The organism is Vibrio sp. 704 (assembly GCF_033339295.1).
The window spans coordinates 1-813 of the sequence record NZ_JAWOUH010000288.1; the positions used below are offsets into that span (position 1 = coordinate 1).

At 47.0% G+C, this 813-nt stretch carries 1 protein-coding gene; it reads left to right on the forward strand.

Annotated features, from left to right (window positions below; genetic code table 11):
* Positions 1-165 precede the first annotated feature (165 nt).
* A partial coding sequence (locus R7R24_RS25970; RefSeq protein ID WP_318120002.1) for a copper homeostasis protein CutC occupies positions 166-813 on the forward strand: 648 nt, incomplete at its 3' end.

An 813-nucleotide genomic window follows, 5' to 3' on the forward strand; every position in this document is an offset into this window, starting at 1 on the left:
TATGCTCTGGGCTTTCTTTTATCTTCAATAAATGTGCTCAAATGAGGTAACACCTAGGCGAAAACTTTACCTCTATTTCCCATCGACATCATACAGATTCTGCCTGTTGGCCCTGCTAATATCTTAGCCATAACACTTACTGTAACGTTAGTAGGATGAATCAAAGTGGTTACTCATCTAGAAGTCTGTATTGATAATATTGAATCTCTTCATTACGCCATTGCTGGTGGCGCAACTCGTATTGAGCTTTGCTCATCTCTCGCATTGGGTGGCTTAACGCCAAGCTACGGTTTTATGCAGCAAGCGGCCAAACAATCTTCTGTGCCTGTGTATGCCATGCTTCGTCCACGCCAAGGCGACTTTTTCTATAACGAAGAAGAGCTAGACATGATGCGTTGGGACATCGAAGCCGCCCATCAATCTGGTTTAGATGGAGTGGTGCTAGGCGTACTGACCCAAGAAGGTGATATCCACATGCCGTTTGCCACCGCTTTGTGCGAGTTTGCACAAGCACTGGGTCTTGGTATCACGTTTCATCGTGCATTTGATCAATGCCGCAATGCAGAACAAGCGTTGGAAGATATTATCCATTTAGGTTGCGAACGTATTCTGACTTCAGGCCTCGCTCCATCTGCACCAGCAGGCGAGAGCGTACTTAAATCTCTTGTGGAACAAGCCCAAGGGCGCATTGCGATCATGGCCGGGGCGGGAGTGAATGCAGACAACGTCCGTGATTTAGTAAAAAACACGAACGTGCAAGAAGTCCATCTTTCAGGCAAGACCACACGCCCTAGCCAAATGACCTTTGTTGCT